This window comes from Gilliamella sp. B3817 (assembly GCF_026536705.1).
Taxonomy (GTDB): Bacteria; Pseudomonadota; Gammaproteobacteria; order Enterobacterales; family Orbaceae; genus Gilliamella; species Gilliamella apicola_I.
Window position 1 is genome coordinate 26,410 of sequence record NZ_JAFNNV010000006.1, and the last position, 20,414, is coordinate 46,823.

18 protein-coding genes and 1 riboswitch are annotated in these 20,414 nt (G+C 36.8%); of the genes, 7 read left to right on the forward strand and 11 right to left on the reverse strand.

Translation table 11 applies throughout. The annotated features are described in order from the left end of the window. Positions 1-33: 33 nt before the first annotated feature. The gene (ppnN, locus tag J3U36_RS08190; protein WP_267379013.1) at positions 34-1,410 is read right to left on the reverse strand and encodes a nucleotide 5'-monophosphate nucleosidase PpnN; all 1,377 of its coding nucleotides are present in this window, start codon (positions 1,408-1,410) and stop codon (positions 34-36) included. A gap of 390 nt (positions 1,411-1,800) precedes the next feature. Beyond that, positions 1,801-1,930: riboswitch (molybdenum cofactor riboswitch) on the forward strand. Between ppnN and moaA the strand changes: the two genes are divergently transcribed. After that, positions 1,924-2,898 (forward strand): GTP 3',8-cyclase MoaA, encoded by a 975-nt coding sequence (gene moaA, locus J3U36_RS08195; RefSeq protein WP_267378974.1) that lies wholly within the window; start codon positions 1,924-1,926, stop codon positions 2,896-2,898. (Overlaps the previous riboswitch by 7 nt.) Here the strand turns inward: moaA and gluQRS are convergent. The 3 genes from gluQRS to folK form a co-directional block, all read right to left on the reverse strand. Continuing rightward, positions 2,878-3,768, reverse strand: coding sequence for a tRNA glutamyl-Q(34) synthetase GluQRS (gluQRS, locus tag J3U36_RS08200; RefSeq protein WP_267378977.1), 891 nt, complete (start codon positions 3,766-3,768; stop codon positions 2,878-2,880). The genes moaA and gluQRS overlap by 21 nt on opposite strands. 42 nt (positions 3,769-3,810) lie before the next feature. Then, on the reverse strand, positions 3,811-4,266 hold the full coding sequence (gene dksA / locus J3U36_RS08205) for an RNA polymerase-binding protein DksA (RefSeq protein WP_065559802.1): 456 nt from the start codon (positions 4,264-4,266) through the stop codon (positions 3,811-3,813). Positions 4,267-4,400: 134 nt separating this feature from the next. Further along, complete coding sequence (gene folK, locus J3U36_RS08210) at positions 4,401-4,886, reverse strand: 2-amino-4-hydroxy-6-hydroxymethyldihydropteridine diphosphokinase (protein WP_267378980.1); 486 nt, start codon at positions 4,884-4,886, stop codon at positions 4,401-4,403. Positions 4,887-5,099: 213 nt separating this feature from the next. Between folK and J3U36_RS08215 the strand changes: the two genes are divergently transcribed. Continuing rightward, positions 5,100-6,461, forward strand: a complete 1,362-nt coding sequence (locus J3U36_RS08215) for an MmgE/PrpD family protein (RefSeq protein WP_267378983.1) — start codon at positions 5,100-5,102, stop codon at positions 6,459-6,461. 157 nt (positions 6,462-6,618) lie between these two features. Here the strand turns inward: J3U36_RS08215 and J3U36_RS08220 are convergent, their stop codons facing one another. Genes J3U36_RS08220 through purB form a run of 5 tightly spaced genes read right to left on the reverse strand, consistent with a single transcriptional unit; the run spans position 6,619 to position 10,715 of the window. Continuing rightward, positions 6,619-7,371 (reverse strand): amino acid ABC transporter ATP-binding protein, encoded by a 753-nt coding sequence (locus tag J3U36_RS08220; protein ID WP_267378986.1) that lies wholly within the window; start codon positions 7,369-7,371, stop codon positions 6,619-6,621. Between the two features lie 11 nt (positions 7,372-7,382). Continuing rightward, complete coding sequence (locus tag J3U36_RS08225) at positions 7,383-8,054, reverse strand: amino acid ABC transporter permease (protein ID WP_220216019.1); 672 nt, start codon at positions 8,052-8,054, stop codon at positions 7,383-7,385. Then, positions 8,051-8,836, reverse strand: coding sequence for an amino acid ABC transporter substrate-binding protein (locus J3U36_RS08230; RefSeq protein WP_267378989.1), 786 nt, complete (start codon positions 8,834-8,836; stop codon positions 8,051-8,053). Before J3U36_RS08230 ends, J3U36_RS08225 begins: the two co-directional genes overlap by 4 nt. Next, a complete protein-coding gene (locus J3U36_RS08235; protein ID WP_220216017.1) occupies positions 8,833-9,357 on the reverse strand; it encodes a GNAT family N-acetyltransferase in 525 nt (174 codons plus the stop codon). The genes J3U36_RS08230 and J3U36_RS08235 overlap by 4 nt, the downstream gene beginning before the upstream one ends. Further along, complete coding sequence (gene purB, locus J3U36_RS08240; protein WP_267378991.1) at positions 9,354-10,715, reverse strand: adenylosuccinate lyase; 1,362 nt, start codon at positions 10,713-10,715, stop codon at positions 9,354-9,356. Before purB ends, J3U36_RS08235 begins: the two co-directional genes overlap by 4 nt. Before the next feature lie 304 nt (positions 10,716-11,019). On the opposite strand from purB, the gene J3U36_RS08245 reads away from it, so the two are divergent. Further along, entirely contained in the window at positions 11,020-12,156 is a 1,137-nt protein-coding gene (locus J3U36_RS08245) for an MFS transporter (protein ID WP_267378993.1), read from the forward strand. A gap of 117 nt (positions 12,157-12,273) precedes the next feature. On the opposite strand, the gene J3U36_RS08250 is transcribed toward J3U36_RS08245, so the two are convergent. Beyond that, the gene (locus J3U36_RS08250) at positions 12,274-13,449 is read right to left on the reverse strand and encodes an aromatic amino acid transaminase (RefSeq protein WP_267378995.1); all 1,176 of its coding nucleotides are present in this window, start codon (positions 13,447-13,449) and stop codon (positions 12,274-12,276) included. A 136-nt stretch (positions 13,450-13,585) separates the two neighbouring features. After that, entirely contained in the window at positions 13,586-14,113 is a 528-nt protein-coding gene (gene syd, locus J3U36_RS08255; RefSeq protein WP_267378998.1) for a SecY-interacting protein, read from the reverse strand. A 749-nt stretch (positions 14,114-14,862) separates the two neighbouring features. Here syd and rne point away from each other — a divergent pair. The 4 genes from rne (at position 14,863) to sapD (ending at position 20,404) form a co-directional block, all read left to right on the forward strand. Continuing rightward, positions 14,863-17,544, forward strand: coding sequence for a ribonuclease E (rne, locus tag J3U36_RS08260; RefSeq protein WP_416379828.1), 2,682 nt, complete (start codon positions 14,863-14,865; stop codon positions 17,542-17,544). Between the two features lie 85 nt (positions 17,545-17,629). After that, complete coding sequence (locus tag J3U36_RS08265; protein ID WP_267385871.1) at positions 17,630-18,559, forward strand: ABC transporter permease subunit; 930 nt, start codon at positions 17,630-17,632, stop codon at positions 18,557-18,559. Then, on the forward strand, positions 18,552-19,412 hold the full coding sequence (locus J3U36_RS08270) for an ABC transporter permease subunit (RefSeq protein WP_267379006.1): 861 nt from the start codon (positions 18,552-18,554) through the stop codon (positions 19,410-19,412). Before J3U36_RS08265 ends, J3U36_RS08270 begins: the two co-directional genes overlap by 8 nt. A 2-nt stretch (positions 19,413-19,414) precedes the next feature. Beyond that, positions 19,415-20,404, forward strand: a complete 990-nt coding sequence (sapD, locus tag J3U36_RS08275; protein WP_065559789.1) for a putrescine export ABC transporter ATP-binding protein SapD — start codon at positions 19,415-19,417, stop codon at positions 20,402-20,404. Positions 20,405-20,414: the final 10 nt, after the last annotated feature.

Below are 20,414 nucleotides of genomic sequence, written 5' to 3' on the forward strand. Positions count from 1 at the left end.
ATAACAGTTAAACAAGCTATTTTAGATGATGTGTTAATAACAGATCTCATAACAAGGTTGATAAGCCGTTCCACCCGGTAATTTCATCCGATCTTGTTTAACAAAGCTACGTAATAAATCATCCAACTGTTTCATTATTTCCTTATCGCCTTGTAACTTATAAGGGCCTCGTTCAGCAATTTGTTTCATACCAAACTCCTTCACATTACCGGCAACAATTCCCGAAAATGCACGACGTAAATCAGCGGCTAATAATTCCACAGGCTGATCTTTGTGTAAATTCAATGAAGCCATATTTTCATGAATGGGTTCAAAAGGTTGTTGTAACGAACCATCAATTTTAAGGAGCCAGTTAAAACCGTAAGCATCACCTGTTTTTAAGCGTGAGGATTTTACATGTTTAACCCCTTTTTTCATAATACGTGCAACTTGTTCTGGAGAATCAATAATAATTTGATAAAGCTTGGTGGCTTCTTCGCCTAAGGTTTGGCGAATAAAGTCATCAATGGCAGCAAAATAGCCTTCGCATTCTTTAGGGCCAGTTAAGATAAGTGGCAATGTCTGATCTTTATTTGCTGGGTTTAACATAATGCCTAAAATATAGAGCAGTTCCTCAGCAGTACCCGGACCACCAGGGAAGATAATAATACCGTGTGCCATACGGACAAAAGCTTCAAGCCGTTTTTCAATATCTGGCATGATGATAAGCTCATTGACCAAGGCATTAGGTGGTTCAGCGGCAATAATTGAAGGTTCAGTCATCCCAATAAAACGGCTATCTTTATAGCGTTGCTGAGCATGACCAACAGCGGCGCCTTTCATGGGAGCTTCCATAATGCCGGGGCCACAGCCAGTGCAGATATTAAGCTCACGTAGCCCTAACTGCATGCCGACTTGACGGGCATAATAATATTCGTTTTCATTAATTGAGTGACCACCCCAGCAAACCACAAGATTAGGCTCTTCGCCGACATGTAGCGCATTAGCATTACGTAAAATCGAAAAAACCAAATTAGTAATATAATAGGAATGATCTTTATCAAGGTTGACATTCGACACTAATTGCTTAACAGCACTGATTTGACTATTTAAAAAAAGAATATCGCGCAACACCGCAAAAAGGTTAGCTTGAATTGAACGGATAATGCGTTTATCCACAAAAGCATTTTCCGGCGCATCGATGAGCTCTAGCTTAACGCCTCGTTCTTTACTAATCACATTAATTTCGAACGATTGAAACCTATCTAATAGCTCTTTCGTATTATCGGTTTTACTACCCGCATTCAGTGTTGCCAATGAGCAATTTCGAAATAATTGATATAATTCACTATTTGCTGATCTCTTTAGAATATCCACTTCAGCTTGAGCGAGTAAATCCATAGATCCTAATGGACTTATATGGGTGGTAATCATCACAACCTCCATTTGACGGTTTTATCGACAAAGGAGTTATTATATACTCAAACAGATTGAATAAGTAAAGTTTATAAAATGAACTTTTTTCAATTTTATCGTAATTATCCTATTGAATAATTGAAATACAGCAAAAGGATTGATTTATCATAATTAAATTTATTTGATATTAATATACCTCTGACTTTATTTGAATGTGAATAAATCAATTAATATTGTTGTGCTAAATGATTAATTTAAAGCGAATAATCGTTGAGAAAGCAGTAATTGTTATTCTAAATAGTTGAGAATGGTGAAAACAGTGATGAATCAACTTAACCTTAGAATTTTATTCAGAATGTTCGAATTGATTAATTGATTATAGTCAAAAAATATTGTCTATGTTAGACTAAACCAAACTCTGAAGCTTTTTTACCTAAGTGTTGCCTTGGCCTGTTTCATATGGTGAATTAGCCGCGGTATAGCGCAGAAATGGCTATGCTTCCCGATTTGGATAAGGTGTTTTTTTATATGCAATTAGTGGATAATTATCAGCGTCGATTTCAATATCTGCGTTTGTCGATTACCGAACTATGTAATTTTAAATGTCAGTATTGTTTACCCAATGGTTATCATCCAAATAAGCTTCACCATTTTTTATCGCTTAATGAAATTGATAATATTGTGTCAACATTTGCTGAACTTGGTGTTCATAAAATTCGACTTACGGGCGGGGAGCCGACATTGCGTCGAGATTTTACCGAAATTTTGTCGGTTATTTCGGCTTATCCCAGTATTCGTGAGCTTGCTATCACGACCAATGGCACACGGTTATTAAAAAATATCAACCATTGGCATCAAGCCGGTCTAAATTCAATCAACATTAGTATAGATAGTTTTTCCCCCCATATATTCAAACTAATCACAGGTCAAGATAAGCTGAAAGAGCTGATTGCTGGCATTGAAAAAACGTTAGAAATTGGCATACCGAAAGTGAAGATTAATACTGTTTTAATGAAAGATCTCAATAGCCATTTATCAGACTATTTATCTTGGATTAAATACAGACCGGTTGAGTTGCGTTTTATCGAGCTTATGGAAACCAATGAAAGCCGTAATTTATTTCATCGTTATCACTTAGCTGGTCAATCAATTGAACGTCAATTAATTGAGCAAGGTTGGCAGTTACAACCGAAGCAAGCTCTATCAGGGCCGGCAAAAGTTTATGCGCATGATGATTATCAAGGCAAAATCGGTCTTATCATGCCATATTCAAAAGATTTTTGTAAAAGTTGCAATCGATTGCGAGTGTCATCAATTGGGCAGTTACACTATTGTCTGTTTGGAGATTCGGCGATTGATTTACGTGATTTACTGGTCAGTGCAGACCAAAAAGCACAACTTAAATCACGCATTCTTGCCTCATTGGTAGTCAAACCAGAAAAACATCGATTACACGATAATCAAGTGGGTATGATGCCTAACTTATCTTACATTGGTGGTTAATACTGCATTTTGTTTCGGGATAGTTGAAAGCTGCCAATGTGCTATTGCCCAATCTAATAATTGTTGTTGGGTTGCATCTTGCCAATCTTGTGGTATCTGTTGCCCTAAAAATTGCAGAGCTTGAATGGTTAGTGAGGTTGGATTATCCAATTCGATTGGTTTAGCATGATTTTGTTTCGACAGTTTATTACCATTATGATCTAAGACCAGTGGTAAATGGCAATAGGTTGGAACGGTAAAGCCTAACTGTTGATAAAGTGATATCTGTTTTGCGGTAACCGGTAGCAAATCAGCACCACGAACTATTTCGGTAATGCCTTGCTGATGATCATCCAGAACGACGACCAAATTATAAGCAAATAGTCCATCTTTTCGGTGAATAATAAAATCTTCTTGCGCACTGGCTAGTTCAACTGTTTGTAATCCAAGAATGTTATCTTCAAATTCAAAGATTGGATGGGTTTGCTTTAACCGAATGGCTAAATGCTGCTGGTGGTTCGGGGTTAAATTTCGCTGACGGCAAAAGCCATCATAAATATGATTGGTAAGATGATGGATTCGTTGTCTCGAACAGTCGCAATAGTAGGCTTGCTGTTTGGATAGTAATGATTGCAATACCGATTGATAACGCTCACTACATGTTGATTGGTATAGAACATCATCATCCCAAAACAGATTGAATATTTCTAATGTTTTTAAAATGAGTGAGGAAGCGCCTTTGACTTCGCGTGGTGGATCGATATCTTCAATACGGACTAACCATTTACCTTGATAAGCTTTAGCTTGTAAATAGCTACCGAGAGCCGTCACCAACGAACCAAAATGTAATGGTCCGGATGGTGAGGGAGCAAAACGACCAATATAGCACATGGGCTTATCTGGTAGTGTAATGTTTGAGGAAAGTAATTAAAATTACATTCCCATTTGTTTTTCGCGAAGTTCCGCTAACGTTTTACAATCGATACATAGATCCGCCGTAGGTCTAGCTTCAAGACGACGAATACCAATCTCAACGCCACAAGATTCACAAAAACCAAAATCATCAGTTTCAATTTTCTTTAATGTCTTTTCAATTTTTTTGATCAGTTTACGTTCTCTATCGCGTGCTCTTAACTCTAGACTGAACTCCTCTTCTTGAGTTGCTCGGTCAGCTGGATCTGGAAAATTTGCAGCCTCATCTTGCATGTGCGAGACTGTTTTGCCCATTTCGCCTTGTAATTGCGCAAGCCATGCTTCTAAGATAAGTTTGAAATGTTTCAATTGCTTAGGGTTCATATACTCCTCGCCTTTCGCCTCTTTATAAGGCTCAAGCCCAGCAATTGAAAGCAGGCTAAGAGAAGATGTATTAACTTTTTGTTCCTTTTTCACAGCAATCCCCTTAAGTACAGATTATTTGCAAGCGCTAAACTATAGCAATAAATTAGCCATTGGCAAAATTTTTTTATGATTTTTTTTACATAATTAGAGCAAATTAACATAACTATATGTATTAATGTATATAATTATGCTACCCACTGTTTCATGTCATTTTTAGGACACTTAGCAACAAGATCTGACAATTTGTCATTATTGGGAAAGACGAGTTCTGGCTCAATATCAAAGAGTGGATAAAGGACAAACTCTCGGTTTTTCATGTGGTAATGCGGTATGGTTAATCGTTCACTATTGATAATCAAATCATCATATAAAAGAATATCCAAATCTAAAGTTCTTGCCCCCCAACGATTATCTTTGCGAACTCGCCCTTGTGATTTTTCAATCGATTGTAAGGCATCTAATAATTCAATTGGTGAAAGGCTGGTTATTAACTTAATCACTGCATTGAGATAATCATTTTGATCTTGTGGCCCTAAAGGTTTACTGCGGTAAAAAGGCGAGACTTTAATCAGCTGAGTATGAGGCAATTGAGTTAAAGCGGCTATTGCTCGATTTGCTTGAGCAAAAGGATCGTCAAGGTTACTTCCTAACGCGATATAACAAGTTGACATAATTAGATAAGTGAAATTTTAGGTTAATCATTTGTCATCTATATTAGCATACTAATGATGAGTCAAAAATAGTTATATGAAGGGAAAAAGACGACTGCTTGATGCAATAGTATTAAGTTTAGTTATTAAAATATAACTAGATAATCTTTAACTTAACGCTGATTTTACGCTATTTTGGTCAAGTCTATTTATGATAGTTTGATGAGTGAATATATGATGAACTTAAACCAACAATTATGCTTGTTAATTAAAAATACCCCTGTTCTTAATGATTCCTGCGTTATTAATAATGCGATGAATGGCATCGTCGATTATTTTGCATGTTGTTTACAAGCTCGTCAGGATATGAATGTTCAAAGATTACTCGCTTGGATAAAAGAAGAAGGCGGGCATGAGCGGTCTTGGCTTATTGGTCAAAAAAAGTTAGCCACACCACGTCAAACTGCATTATTCAATGGTTTTCAAGCTCACTGTTTAGATTATGATGATGTTCATTCAGATATACGAGGCCATCCTTCAGCGGTGATTTTATCGGCACTGTTTGCCAGTATTCGATTAGATCATTCACCATTCAAGATAAATGGACGGCGGTTTTTAACGGCTTATGTTATTGGTATAGAAGTCATGGCGTTGCTGGGTAAAAGCGTCAATCCACAACATTATGAAAAAGGATGGCATGCCACTATTACGCTTGGTGGCATAGCAGCCACAGCTGCAATTTGTTATTTGTATAATGAACCTTTTTTATCGCAAGCATTAGCACTTGCAGCAACCCAAGCTTCGGGTATGCGCTTGTTAATGGGCACACCCATAAAATTTTTACATGCAGGACTGGCTGCGCAACATGCCATCCAAACTGTTGATTGGTTAAGAGCAGGACTACAAGCAGATCAAAATTTTTTAGATGAAAATTTAGGATTTCTCGCCATGTATGGACAAGGGAATACGGCGTTGAATTTAACCAGTTGGGCAAAGCCTTGGAAGATAATTGACCCTGGATTGTGGTTTAAAACTTATAGTTTTTGTTCCGCTGGAGCCTATATTGCGGATGCCGGACAATTACTTTCTCAACATCCGCAATTTCGTGTTGAGAATGTGGCTAACATTACCCTTTACTTTGCGCCACCTAAGAGTGATGCTGCATTAATTTATCAACAGCCAACCCTTGCTGAGCAAGGGCGCTTTTCAGCTGAATATATTTTGGCCTTAATTTTATTAGGTTTACCCACTGATTTTAAAGCATTTTCGGCAACGTCAATCGCTGACAACATTCAACAACTGATGCAAAAAATGCAACGCAGTTATCACATCACCCTTGCACCACATCCTCAAGCTTATAACGGTCGTTATGTGGTGGTTGAGATATTACTTAATAACGGTCAAAAAATCAGCCAACGCATCGACCTTCCCAAAGGATCACCAAAGAATCCATACAGCCAAAATGAAATGACAGCAAAACTCGTAAACGCTATTGATGATCAACCAACTGCAATAGCGCTAAGCCAAGATATCCAAGCATTTGCAAAAGGGTTAGATGTCAGCGATTTTATAAAGCGTTATATAGTTAAGTTATAGTTGAAAAATCTTGATTCACTTAAAAGAATAAAAATTAAAGTTTGTTAATAAGGTGATATTTACTATTACGTGAATTCTAAATAGGGGGGCGATGTAAAATCCCCCTAATTTCTTGTCTCGATATAAGCGCTCAGTGATCGAACGATTTTTTTCTTTATTAAATTTCGAAATTAATATCATCAGTTAGCTGACGCAAAAAACGTTGAGTTAACTCGTTTTGTGGATGATCGATAAGAGTTTTAGCATAGCCTTCTTCTACAATGACGCCATTTGCCATAAAGATAATTCGGTCAGCGACATATTTAGCAAATTCCATTTCGTGAGTAACAATGATCATCGTGATATTTTCTTTAGCAAGCTGTAACATGACTTGCAGCACCTCGTGTACACGCTCTGGATCGAGTGCCGATGTCGGTTCATCAAATAATAGAACTTTAGGTCTAACCGCTAATGCTCTGGCAATAGCCACCCGTTGTTGTTGCCCGCCGGATAATGTTATTGGATATTGGTCTGCATAAGGTAACATGCCCACCCGCTTTAATAGCATCAATCCTTGTTGTTTGGCTTCGCTTTTATTGATTTTTTTACCCAGAATCAAAGGATAAGTAATGTTCTCTAACGCCGTTTTGTTTTTAAATAAATTATAGTGTTGAAATACCATCGCTGATTGTTTGCGTAATTGGACTTCTTCTTTATGACGATAATGTTCACTATCCAGAATGACATCACCTATTCGAATTGTACCCGTATTGAGTTTTTCTAATAAATTCAGACAACGTAATAACGTGGATTTACCTGAGCCTGAAGGCCCAATAATGGCGACAACTTCACCTTGTTTTACATGAAGGTTTATCTCTTTTAATACTTGATGATGACCAAACCGTTTAGACAGATGTGATACAGAAATCATGAGCTTGCTCCTTAACGGTAATACGGTTTGCTTAATTTACGTTCTAACTGTTTTTGTAGCCATGAATAAGCAACAACCGTTAGCCAATAAACAATGCCGACCGCTAAATAGGTTTCAAAATAGAGAAAGGAGCTCGCCGTTAGCATTTTGCCTGCTGCTAGCAGTTCTTGTACGCCAACAAAAAAAGCGACAGACGAGTCTTTGAGTAATGAAATAAACATGTTACCGGTATTAGGCAAAGCATTGACCAATGCTTGTGGCAAAATAATGTTTCGGTAAACCTGAATCGTGCTTAGTCCCGAGGTTAGTCCTGCCTCTTTTTGTCCTGGGTCGACTGACGCCAGACCGGCACGGAAAATTTCGGCTAGATAAGCCGAATATTTTAAGCTAAAGCAGACAATAGCGGCGGTTGTTGCTCCCATGTGCTTTAATACAGGAAAGATCTGCGGTAAACCGTAATAAATAATAAAGAGCAATACGACCGAGGGAATCCCACGAAATAGCGAAATAAACAGCGAAAAAATTGCGTCAACAATGATGATTTTATTATTACGTAACAATGCGATAGTCAGACCTAACACCATAGCAAATAAAATTGAGACAACTGCAATAAAAAGTGTGACCGGTAGATACGGTAATATCTGAGGAAACACACTTAAAAAATAGTTTACATTAAAGTTCATGAGGTAATATCTTCACCAAAATATTTAATCGAAAGATTTTTTAACGTGCCGTTGTTGCGTAACTTGTCCAAAGCTTGATTAAACTTTTCACGTAATGCTTGACCTTTTTCATCTTTACTAAATGGAAAAGCAACTTGCTCAATCGTTATTGGCTCGCCTACTAATTTAAAAGGAAGATTTTTACGTTTGATTTCAGCCAGTAAGATGGGTTTTGAATTAACATAACCTTCAACCCGTTGATATTCGGTATCATACATGGCTCCGTCACGGGTTTCATAAGTTTTAATCGTCACTTCATTATTTGGAAAGGCTTTTTTCAAATTATTGATATGATTTGAACCTAACACGCCAGCAATGGTTTTACCTTTAAAATCAGATAACGTATTAATATCGTTATTTTCTTGATGAGTAACAATCTGACTACCGTAAAAACTATAAGGCTGAGAAAAATCATACTTAGCTTGGCGAACAGGTGTGATTGCAACGGCATTGGCAATGGTATCTAAACGTCCAGAATCAAACTGTCCCATTAAGCCGCCAAATTCAGCAACTACCCATTCGACTTGATAACCCAGTTCATTGGCAATGGCTTCTGTCAGTTCAACATCAAATCCGATTAATTTATCTTGTTGTTTATAACCATTTGGATAACTTTGACCGGTTGAACCGACTCTTATGATCGGCTGCTTTGTGGTCAAATCTTGGCTATTTGTATCGCATCCGCATAATAATGTTAAACTGGCGAGTAGTATTGCAGAGAAAATAGTTCTGATTGTTTTCATTGTTTGTGATTCCTTTTTTTCCATTCAGTGTAGTTTTTATAATTAAAAATTTTTTCAAAATAGAGTGTGGTGTGATCAGGGGTTAAATCGGCTTGCCCAATAGGTTTATAACCTTTGTTGATGTAAAGTGTGGCTAACCATGGATGATTTGCGGCTGTTCCTAATGTCGCCGCAGGAAGTCTTAATTGTTTAATTAAGATTTGTTGTTCAACAAAATCCCATAACGCATGACCATAGCCTTGACCTTTATATTGTGGGTCAGTGGCAAACCAACCTAAATGCGGTAATCCATAAGGCCCGGGATTATTGCCCCATGGAAAACGAATCGTTAATGTTGAAATTAATTTACCCTGTTTTTCATAGAGATAAACAGCATTTGATTCAATATGATCGGCAATTTGTTTTTGATTAACTGTCGCAGCAGCAAAATGGATACCAAGTTGTAGGGTTGCTTGATAAGCATTATGCAATAGCGTTTGATAAGCTGGGATATCATTTTGCGTCATTAGGCGGAACGTCATACTAAGACTCCACTTTGATCAGCATACCGGATTACTTGTTCCACTTTTTCAGGCGCTAAACCAACATAATTAACGGGTTCTAACCAACTATCGAGTTGATCTTCGGTAAACTCTTTATTCAAGATAGGATCAGCTAATAACACTGCTTTAAAGGTTTTATTTTGCTCAAAAGCTTGCATGGCGCTTTGATAAACCAAACGATGAGCGGTCTGTTTGCCTAATCGCTTGCCTATTTCAAACATCACTTTTTCAGACAGCAGTAAACCATTTTGTAAGGTTAAGTTAGTTAACATGCGTTCAGCATTGACTTTTAACCCTTGTAGTACAGCTAATGCCGTTTGTAGTTGTGAAGAAAGGTAGAGATTAATTTCAGGAAGCGCTATCCACTCGGCTCGCCAACTCATGGCGTCTCGCTCATGTTCAACTTTCATGGATTCATGAATTAAAGCGACACTTTTTAATAATGGTGCGGTTAAGCTAGCTAGGCCTTCTAATGCGGCTGGATTTCGTTTATGAGGCATAGTGGTTGAACCGATTTTTCCGTCAGAAAAGGGCTCTTCAACTTCGTTAATTTCAGTGCGCATTAAGTTATAAAACTCATTACCCATTTTACCCAGCGTCCCACTGATTAATGCAATGACGGATGCATATTCGGAAAACCGATCACGTGCAGCTTGCCAACCAATGTTGGGTGTATTGAGGTCTAATAAAGTTAATGTTCTGGCTTCAACTTGTACCCCTAATTCGCCCATGGCGGCATAAGTACAAATTGCACCACTGATATTACCCACTAAAACCCGCTGTTTAATTTCACTTAACCGCTGTAAATGGCGAACAAATTCATCTAACCAAACGGCAAGTTTGAACCCAAAAGTAGTAGGAAGTGCCTGCATACCATGAGTGCGTCCAACCATAGGTAAATATTGATACTGTTTGGCTAACTTTTTTAATTCACATGCCACCAGTTTGGTGTCACGTTCAATAATGGCAAATGATTGCTTAAGTTGTAAAACGGTTGCCGTATCGACAATATCTTGCGTGGTTGCACCATAATGAATAAATTGACCGGCATCGCCAACTTGATCTTGTAGCGCATTGATCGTTGACATTAAAGAGTGCTTGGCTTTCGCAGCTTGTTTGGCAATTTGTTCAATGGACAGTTTCGAAGCATCGGCTTTAGTAACGATTGCATCAGCGGCATCGCAAGGAATGACACCTAGTTCACCTTGTGCTTTTGCTAGTGCGACTTCTACAGCAACTTGCTTTTCTAAGCGATTTTGTTCTGACCAAATCGCTCGCATTTCACTGGTACTAAAATTATTACCTAAAATCAAATAATCAATAACATGTGACGCCACCGAAATATCCTCAAAGATTAATTAATGTTTTATTATTCAATTATTAAAGATTATTCAAACAGCGTCTAATATCCTCTTGGACTATGGATATAACTAAAAAGAATTAAGGTTGTTGGGTTTTGATCTCGGGCGATTGAGGAAGTTAATTGTTGAATGTTTATTTTGTTTGGATGAATAGACTCAACTAGGGGAATTTTTTCAAAATTTCTTATTTTTTATTCGTATTATGTACGATACTCGATCTCTTTGATGTTATCATCGTGGGGACAACGTGAGCCTGCTTAATAAAAAGGAATAAATAGTGATGAATAATAAATTATTTAAATTAGTCTGCTTAGGCTCTTTTTTGACCTCTTTTGCCTATGGCGTGATGTTAACGCTGCCGTTATTTTTAACCGACACTTTAAAGCTTTCGTTGGTGATGTCGAGTGAAATTATTTCAATGGGAATCATTGGGGTGGTGGCGTCGATTTTGTCGATTCCTTATGTGTTGAAATCTGTTTCTACTAATGTGATTGCTGCAATGGGGGCGTTAATTTATGCCTTTGCTATCGCATTGATTTTGTATACAGGTGGTGTTTTTCTTTATATTGCAGGTTTGTTGCTTGGTGCAGGGTGGGGGATTATTTATACGTTGGGGCCGATTATGGTGTCGTCAACCAGTAATACTGCCGAATTAAGTCGTCATTTTATGTTTATTTCGGCATTTAATATGTTAGGTGCCGGATTATCGCCAGTGATAGTCAAAACACTGCTCGATTATAATATTGCTATTGAATATATGTTTGTGTTTGCTGTGTTGTTGAGTTTGTTAGCCGGTGGGATATTTTTTAATGTAACCTTATCCAATAAGCAAAATTGCAGTAAATTATCGATTTTGCCAGTAATGAAAACCATTGTTACTTCAAATGCGGTCATTCCGTTAATAATGGTTTTTTTAGGCGCCTGTATTTACATTTCAATGATGAACTTTCAATTTATGTTTGCGAAAGAGAAGAATTTAAACTTTTCGATATTTTATATTTCTTATACTTTTTCATTATTATTTGCCCGATTCTATCTGGCTAAATTTATGTTAAAACTGTCACAGCAGTTAGCAATGATCGGCTTGTTATTCATTATGTTGATCGCTTTGTGTCTGTTTTTGGTTACGACAAATAATATTTTTTATATTGTACCGTCGTCATTATTAGGCATAAGTTATGGTTTGGTTTATCCGTTAATTCAAACTCAAATGGTTAAAGATATCGATGCTGAAAAGCGAAGTATCTATTTAACTATTTTTAGTTTAAGCTACTTTATTGGCGTATTTGGCTATCCGTATCTGTTTAGTTTAGGATTAGATTCAGGCGGTGTTTTAGGCTCGTTTTTAGTGCTGATTTCACTGTGTGTGTTAGATATTGTATTTGCCTGTTTATTATTTAAAAAATTTACCAGATAAGTCGTGATATCCTTAATATGCAGAGGGATTGATAATCAATCCCTCATGCTGTCTTTATCAAACTAACACAACAGTTAATCAACAATAATGCCTAAAAATTGACTTCATAAAATAGGCTTATAACACTTCAACTATCGATTCACACAGGCGTGACATATTATCAAGGGTCATGCCAGCGACATTGATTCGTCCCGAATTTACGATGTAAATACCGTAGTCGTTACGCAGTTTCAGTACTTGTTGTTCTGTTAGTCCACTGAAAGAAAACATGCCGTTTTGTTTAGCGATGAAGCTAAAATCTTGATTGGCACCTTTATCTTGTAATGTTTTGACAAATAATTGGCGCATACGATGAATACGTTGACGCATACTTGTCAATTCATCGATCCACTCTTCTTTTAATTCCTTGTTATTTAAAATATAAGATACAATTTTGGCGCCGTGAGCGGGTGGATTAGAATAATTGGCACGAATAATGGTTTTAACTTGGCTAAAAGCCCGATCCGCAATCTCCGTATCAGCAGCGATTAAGGTAAAAGCACCAACTCGTTCATTATATAGCCCAAAGTTTTTAGAGTATGAGCTAGCAATTAATAATTCTGGGTGATGATTGGTGAATAGTCGTAATCCATACACATCTTCTTCTATACCTTGACCCAATCCTTGATAAGCTAAATCAAACAACGGTAACCAACCATTTTTTAAGGCTAAATCTGAAATGGCTTGCCATTGTTCAGGAGTTGGATCGATACCGGTTGGATTGTGACAGCAACCGTGAAAAAGTACCGCCTCACCTGCTGCAATTTTACTTAAATCTTGCATCAGTCCATCAAAGTCTAAGCTATGGGTTTGTGCATCATAATAACGGTATTCTCGCACTTCAAGACCAGCAGTTTGGAAGACACTTCGATGATTTGGCCATGAAGGATTACTGACCCAAATACGTTTTACTTTGGTTCGGCGAGCTAAAAAATCGGCCATGATTCGTAAAGCGCCTGTGCCTCCAGGTGCTTGTGCCGTTCTGGCTCGTTCATTTTCGTTACCGAATAATAAGATTTGTGTGGCGATATTAAATTCTTTGATTCCGTCAATGGATAAGTAACTTTTTGTGGTTTCGTTATTTAATAAAAATTGTTCGGCTTTTTTGACGCTTTCTAAAATAGGTGTTTGGGTGGTTTCATCTTTATAGACACCGACACTTAAATTAATCTTACTGGTGCGTTCATCTTTATTATAAAGATCGGCTAATCCAAGTATCGGGTCGGCCGGTGCTGCTGTTAAACTTTCAAACATAATTCACCTATTTCGTCTAATTACTTTCATCGCATTATATACATAATATTTTATAATACACAATTTCGATACAGACAATTTGTGAATAAATGTTTAGACGATAATCTTGTTAATTTTTATGAATTATTTTTTTACATTAAATTGAAAGATTATTAAAAAATGATGTTAAATTTTCAGCTAATATCGTCAGTTCTCCACTAATGAGATCTTCTTTAACCACTTCGCCAGTTAAATTATTTATGGCGATAATTTCGGTACTTTCATCGGTAGAGGCAATAAAAATAGTTGGTATTCGTTTTAATCTTTTTTGTTGCGACAAATGGGCAATTAAGTTCTGCTCTAAATTTGAGAAATCGTCATCATTCCATGCTTGTAGTAATACTAAATGAGTATCAGCAACTTTTGCGTTTATATTTCCGGCATATTGTGTGCCATAAAAAACATGAGCACTTTGACACAGATTGATGTTAACGACTTGTTCTACAATAGTTAGATCTCTTGCCGGCTCTAATAAAAAAGGTTGCCAATATACTGCAAGTTGCGCTGTTTTTAGTATACAAGGTGAAGGAATGGCATGTAATTCTTCACTTTTAGGGGCATAATCAAATTGAGTCATCCAACGAGAAGTAAAATCAAGTAAGGCTGTTTTTTCGGGTGATTTCATAAATAAGTTAAATCTCTTTTTTGAATTTATTTTATATTTCGTCCATTATTATACAAATTAACTTACTTTAGGTACTACTAAGTAAGTGCCCATTTTTTGTTTTCTAAAAATGAGAAAAAAATGTAAAGTAATTTTGGCTTTTTAGTGTGGTTAATATAAATTTTTAATATATCTAATATGATTTTATTGAAATGATAAATATTATTTGTAAATAACTCAAAATATTAATCTAACTATCGATGAAATATGAAGTTTAATTTTCTTGCTATCCTTTGCCGAAACGTGAATAATAAGGGGGGATATTTTTATCCTTGTAATGCAGCAATGGCGTTAGACATTACAGTTTGTCAAAACAAAATAGCGTAAGTAGAATCAAGATAATTAGATAATATGTTTATTTTAAACAATCATATAAAGATTTAGTTTATTTGCTAGAACCAATAAAATGAAGGTTTGCAAATTAACCATTGAAATAATATCAATAAATTATATATTTAGGAATAATTCGGCGTGTCATTTGTACTTTTGAATTTAGCGGTTATCCCCCTAAAATATTATTTTAATGTAGTCAATGTGAAATCGGTGTCACATAAAATAATAACAAAAATAACACAAATAAAATAATGCACACTGTATAGAAATATCGAATTAAGTACTTTTTTTATCATTGTTAAAATAAGCATTTATCAATAATACGATTCTACCTACAATTAATTAAGATTAATGAAGAGTGTAGAATAATGAAAAGAATGCTAATCAATGCAACCCAGCAAGAAGAGCTGCGAGTTGCGCTTGTTGATGGCCAACGCTTATATGATTTAGATATCGAAAGTCTTGGGCATGAGCAGAAAAAGGCCAATATCTATAAAGGTAAAATTACTAAAATCAATCCAAGTTTAGAGGCGGCTTTTGTTTCATATGGTGGAGAGCGAGATGGTTTTTTACCATTAAAAGAGATTGCCGATAGTTATTTTCCATCCAATATGACCGGTCGTCGCACCATTAAACATCTTGAAGAAGGTCAAGAAGTTCTCATTCAAATTGAAAAAGAGATTCGAGGCAAAAAAGGTGCTGCGTTAACGACTTATATTAGTCTTGCCGGTAGTTATTTAGTTTTAATGCCCAATGATCCACGTGCTGGTGGTGTGTCTCGCCGAATTGAAGGTGAAGATCGTGCAGATTTAAAACGTATTATTGACGCCATTGAAAAGCCTAAAGGCATGGGCGTAATTGCCAGAACAGCGGGTGTTGGTAAAAGCCAAGAAGAGTTACAACAAGATTTAGATGCGTTAGTCAATTATTGGGCAGCGATTCAAAATGAAGCTAAGAATCATCCAGCACCAAGTTTAATCCACAAGGAAAGTGATATTATTACCCGAGCATTTCGTGATTATTTACGTGATGATGTGGGTGATATATTAATCGATAATCCGAAAGTCCTTGAGATCGCTAAAAAACGATTAGTTGATTTGGGGCGTGTTGAATACGTCAATCGACTAAAACTTTATGAGGGGGATGTACCTCTATTCAACCATTTTCAAATTGAAGGTCAAATTGAATCTGCGTTTCAACGTGAAGTGCGTTTACCTTCCGGCGGTTCTATTGTAATTGATGCGACCGAAGCATTAACAGCAATCGATATTAACTCCGCTAAATCGATACGGGGCAGTGACATTGAAGAAACAGCCTTTAACACTAATCTTGAGGCAGCTGAAGAAATTGCTCGTCAACTACGTTTACGTGACTTAGGTGGTCTAATTGTTATCGATTTTATCGATATGACACCAATTCGTAACCAACGTGAAGTTGAAAATCGCTTAAAAGAGGCGATGAAAACAGACCGAGCACGTATTCAAACAACACGAATTTCTCGATTTGGTCTACTTGAAATGTCACGCCAACGATTAAGTCCGTCTTTGCGTGAAGCGACTCATCACATTTGTCCACGTTGTCAAGGAACGGGAACGATTCGTGATAATAATTCATTATCGCTTTCTATTCTTCGATTAATTCAAGAAGAAGCGATGAAAGATAACACTGTCCAAATTGATGTTATCGTGCCAGTGCCAATTGCCAGCTATTTATTGAATGAAAAACGTCGTGCGATTAATAATATCGAACGAATGCACCCTGATGTAAAAATTGTCATTGTGGGTGATGAAGAGATGGAAACGCCACTTTATAAAGTGATTCGTAAACGTGTTGGCGAAGAGACTGATGTACTGAGTTATAACTTACCGAAATTAATCCGAGAACTGGAAGAAGAGGAAGAAGACGCAGCGGCTGAAATCATCGTTGAACAAGCGGTATTATCGGGGCCAAAAGTCGAAGCGAACACGACATCGAAAGAAAAGAGCGAGCCTAAAGTTGAAAAATCTGGGGGCTTGTTTAGTGGATTATTCAGTAAGTTACGTAAATTATTTGTTGCTGAAAAAAGTGAACCTGAACCAGAAGTTAAACCAAAACCGACTAAAAGACGTGAAAATAATCGATCAAATAGTCGCCGTCAGCGTAATAGTCGCAATAGCAATGGTGCAAATGCTAATAGCAGCGCAGCAACAGAAGACGTGAAAGAGACTACTCGTAGTAACAGTCGTCGTACTAAGCAAAATAATAGTCATTCGGCGAATGCGGTAAACGCGACTAAAGCTGAAAAAACAGCGAATAGTAATGAAGTGGTCACACCGAAACAAAAAGAAGTGAAACCAAGACGTCAACAACGTTCATTGACAAAAAGCGTACGTGTGAAAAATAGTGAAGCAGCGATTCAAGTCAATGAAGAGCGTGTTGTTATTCCATCGTTATTATTACCGGTGATAGTGCCTGAACAGGCTGAGACAACACCTGTTTTAGAGTCACAACCAAAACGTCAACGACGCACTTCCAGACATCTACGTATGAATGGACAACGTAATAAACGACGGGTACGAAGTGGCGATCTTAAAAAATCACCTATGCCGTTACAATTTGCTGCTGCATCTCTTGAATTGGCATTAGGTCGGGTTGCGATTGATTATAGTCAAATCACACAAGATGAACCAAGTAATGTGGTTCCTGTTATTCCTTCACTTTTATTACCTGTTATCGTTAAAAATGAAGTGACAGAAGCCCGTTCTGAACCGACAATTGACACAGCTGATTTGAATGATGTATCCATCAATTCTGAATCAACTCAAGTTCATGATGCTGCAAAAGACAGTGAACAAGAAAGTCATGATAGCGATGTGAATACTGATGTGTCTCAAGCTACGGGTCACGCTTCGTCAGTAATGACTAAAGCCCCTGCACCAGAGTATGTAGATTCTGAAATTGGTTTCAAACTACGGGAAGAATCAGACTATCACTTTGAAGGGAAAGGAGAAGCGGGCGGTTTAAGCTCTCAAAACCATGCCTTTGCTAAAGCAAGTAAACCTTCCTATCCTTCAGAATAATAGTTTCAAAACTGATATTTATAAACAGAGTGGTCATCAGACCACTTCTGTTCCTACTTAGACAAATAAAAGCGATAAGATAAACATGATTATTTATATTTTGAAAAAAATAGTCACTTTTGTATTAATTATCTGCATTTTGGCTCAGATCAGCTTTTGCCTTGTCTATTTTTCGCCCCATTCTATGTTTAATCATCTTCATATTGTTGATGCTTACAGTTCTTTCTTTAGGCAATTATTGCAAGGACAATTCACATTAACCTCAGGGGAAAAGGTCTCGTTTCTTTATACTTTATCCGCGACGATTGAACTGTGTATTCTAGCCTTAGCGGTAGCACTAATTGTTGGTTTACCGTTGGGTATCTTTTTAGGGCTAAGTAATATTAATTGGTTAAATAGCACGATTCGGTTAGGGTGCTTATTACTATATTCATGTCCTATTGTGATGCTAATTGTGATTGTTATGTTTTGGGTCTCTCCAAATTGGTCTGTATCAATACATTTTGATACTTCTTCCTCCACTATTGGTACATCGTTATTAGAGATTTTACTGTCTGACAAACAGAATAAAATAGATTTATTGATTGAGCAGTTTCAATATTTGAAACTTCCGATAATCATTCTTGCGATACAGCCTAGCATTATGACTATTCAGCTTATTAGCCAAAATGTCAAAAATACCTCACGCCAGAACTACATAAAAATGGCTGCAATTCGAGAAAGGTCACCTTTAAAAATTTTACGTCGACATTTATTGCCCAATACCATTCCGGCAACTATTCCTCAATTGACTTATAATACGACTACATTGTTGTTTTCAACAATGATTGTCGGAATATTATTTAACCGTGTTGGATTAGGGCAATGGGTCATGGGTGCTTATCATCATCATAGTTATTTTATTATCTCAATTGCTATTTTTGCTTGTGGAACGGTGATAAGCTTTTTAACACTATTGGGCGAAATTACCGCTGTGGCTATTTATCCATTACGTCATAAGGAACATCATGTCTAAGGTAAAAAGGTTATTAAATAGTGTGGCATTATGTTTTAATAAGCTACATAGTAATCTTTATTCAATTGTTGGCTTTTATGGCATTATGGCAATTGTCTTTGTTGCTGTTTCAACAAAGTGGTTTTTTCATGCCCATTTAGATCCTATTTATGCAAGTTCCTTACCGCCAGCATGGTTTATGAATGGCGATATTAATCACATTTTAGGCACCAATGCTAAAGGACAAGATATTTTTGATTACTTATTAATTGGTTATCGCTCAACCTTATCGATGACACTAAAAGCGGTATTTTATGTTGTTGTGATTGCAGGATTAATTAATTATTTAATGTTCTTTATTCCATTTCTACGATCTTTTATTTTATTGATTTTCCGATTTTTTATGGTGGTACCACCTTTATTGGGGGTCATCGTTGTCAGTATGTTATTTGAAGATGACATAACCAATATGTTGTTAATTATTGGGTTATCTTATTCACCACGATTTATATACAATATCCATCAACGAGTGATTAAGGAGTGGAATAAAACTTATATCACGGCTTATCGGCTTGATGGTTTATCCAAAATAACGATTTTAAATCACTATATTTTGCCTAATATTATGCCGGTCTATTTAACTGAAATTGTATCGTTATTTAGCTCAATTATCTTAGCCATTACCAGCATCACCTTTTTAGGATTTGCTAACGATACCTCCAGACCCGATTTAGGCATGATGATGTTTAAAATGAAAGACATTATTGGTACCAATTACTTGGCCTTTTTATCCCCCGGAATTGCGGTTTCAGCTACCATTATCTTTGTTTATTTATTAAACTTTGGATTAAATGGTCGACGAGCAGGGCATTAATCATGGCATTGTTAGATATTCGTAATTTAACGATTGAGTTTATTACACCTGATGGTCTGTTACGTGCTATCGACAGGGTTAACCTTAGATTATCAGAAGGTGAAATTCGAGGATTAGTCGGTGAATCCGGTTCTGGTAAAAGCTTAATTGCCAAAGCGATTTTAGGGATCACTAATCATAATTGGAAAATTTCGGCAGATCGCTTTCATTTTAATAATATTGATTTACTAAAACTTACGCCTAAACAACGCCGTAAAGTTATTAGTGCGAATATTTCCATGATATTCCAAGAACCACAATCATGTTTAGATCCATCAATGAAAATTGGGCAACAACTGATCGAGGCGATACCTAGACGCACCTTTAAAGGTCATTGGTGGCAACGGCTATTTTGGCGTAAAAATCGTGCGATTGAACTATTGCATCGGGTTGGAATCAAAGAGCATAAAGAAATATTAAAGTCTTATCCGTTTGAACTGACAGAAGGTGAATGTCAAAAAGTCATGATAGCCATTGCATTGGCCAATCAACCTAAATTACTCATTGCCGATGAGCCGACTAATGCCATGGAAGCCACGACAGAAGCCCAAATTTTTAGGCTACTGGCTAGCATGAATCAAAATATGGGCACCACGATTTTACTTATCAGCCATGATTTGCAAATGATTACAAGGTGGACAGATCGAATTAATGTATTGTATTGTGGACAGACGGTTGAAGTGGCGGATAGCGAAGATTTAATAAAATCGCCTTATCACCCTTATACACAGGCGCTCATTTACGCCATTCCAGATTTTGGTAAGGCAATGCCACATAAAAGCCCGTTAAATACTTTACCGGGTGTTATTCCGTCACTTGAACATTTACCTATTGGCTGTCGGTTGGGCCCACGTTGTCCTTATGCACAAAAAAAATGTATTCAAGCACCCGAATTAATCCAAATTAAAGATCACTTTGTTGCTTGTCATTTTCCTTTAAATACTGATGAGTAAAATTATCAAT